Below are 1,455 nucleotides of genomic sequence, written 5' to 3'. Positions count from 1 at the left end.
AAATACTGTTCAGATACGAAGCACCGGCACTGGCTGATGCCGCAAATGGAGCGCTGCGCCGCGATGCCGAACATTGAAGTTGCTCATCTTGCGCTTGACGCCGCGCGGGTTCAGGCGCCCACGACTGCTCACGCAGCGCCCGCGCGCGATCTCGGCCAGCAGGGCCTCGCGCCAGGCAGGCAAACGCTCAGGGGGAAACGGCCGCAGCTTGCGGCATCTTGCGCTTGATCACGCGCACGGCGTGCATGAAGCTCAGGCGATCCGGATCGAGTTCGCGCGCCCAGGCCGCCTGCGCCATCAACTGGCGAATCGCAAAGTGCGCCAGCAGCAGCCCCCACAGCTCCTGCTGCACCAGCTCGGGCGTCTTGCTGCGCAGCACCGTGCTGTTGGCGCGCAAATGCGTCTTGAACTCATCGAACACCCCCTCGATCTCCCAGCGCTCGTGGTACAGCGCGGCCAGCTCCAGGGCCGGCGCCGCATCGGGGTCCAGGAGGTTGGTCAGCAGCCGGTAGCTGCCCTGCGCCGGCGTGGCCGAGCCCTCGAGCGCGTAGTCGATCACACGCACCGTTTGCCCTGCGCGCCGCGCGCGGTCGTCGCTGTCGAACACGCGGCTCAGGTACGAGCCATCGGGCAACATCTGCTCTACCGGCAGCTTGAGGTTGGATTTGACCCGCCAGGCCAGCTTGGCGCCCGTAGCGCAGGCGGTCTGCCAGAGCTTGAAGCCGTAGAAGTTGCGGTCGGCCAGCACCAGCATCTCGGGCGTGAGCTTGGCGGGCAGCAACTGGGCGGCCATGACCTGCTCGCTGTGGCCGTAGGGTGCGATGCCGGCTGCCACCACCGCGTGCGTGCCGCATTCCACCAGGCCCAGAACGCGCGCCTGCGGGAAGGCGCTTTGGCCGCGCGAGGCGCCCGGGTAGCCGAAGAACTTGGCGTTGGCCGCCTCGTCGGCCACGTCCATGCAGCTGCCGTCCAGGGCCATCACGCGCAATCCCCGGTACCACGCCCCTGGCGCCCCCGGCGCGGCCAGCGGGCGCAGCACCCGATCGGCCAATTGGCGCATGACCTCGGGGCCCAGCCGGCTGCGCGCCTGCGAGATCGCGGACTTGCTGGCCTGCACCGCCTCAGTGTGGCCGCCGCCGAGCCATTGCAGGCCTTCGCACACCACGCGCAGCACTTCCTCCAGCGGCGCTTCGCGCCACAGCGCCAGCGCCATCACGTAATACACCACTGCCGGCGCGGGCAGCAGCCGCTCCCGCTGGCTGGCCTTGCCGGTCTCGGCCAACACTTCTTCGATCAACGTCCGTGGACACACGCTGGCCAGCACCCCGGCGCTGATCAAATGCGCAACGTCAACTCTCGACGGCAGCGTCTTGCGTGTTCTGGCCATCACCCTCATCCATTGAAGCTTCGATGGATGAGGATTATGGCTTTAAAAATACTATCTGAACAGTATTG

1 protein-coding gene is annotated in these 1,455 nt (G+C 67.2%); it reads right to left on the bottom strand.

The window, feature by feature from the left end:
* Positions 1-187 precede the first annotated feature (187 nt).
* The gene (locus C404_RS58670; protein ID WP_011517431.1) at positions 188-1,396 is read right to left on the bottom strand and encodes an IS4-like element ISBvi1 family transposase; all 1,209 of its coding nucleotides are present in this window, start codon (positions 1,394-1,396) and stop codon (positions 188-190) included.
* Positions 1,397-1,455 lie beyond the last annotated feature (59 nt).

Source organism: Ralstonia sp. AU12-08, assembly GCF_000442475.1.
GTDB lineage: Bacteria > Pseudomonadota > Gammaproteobacteria > Burkholderiales > Burkholderiaceae > Ralstonia > Ralstonia insidiosa.
The sequence above is the reverse complement of the archived record's forward strand: the minus strand, read 5'-3'. Positions and strand labels throughout refer to the sequence as shown.

What these genes read in the sequence shown, in the direction of transcription:
- C404_RS58670 (WP_011517431.1), bottom strand. Translation starts at nt 1,396, where the DNA reads ATGAGGGTGATGGCCAGAACACGCAAGACGCTGCCGTCGAGAGTTGAC.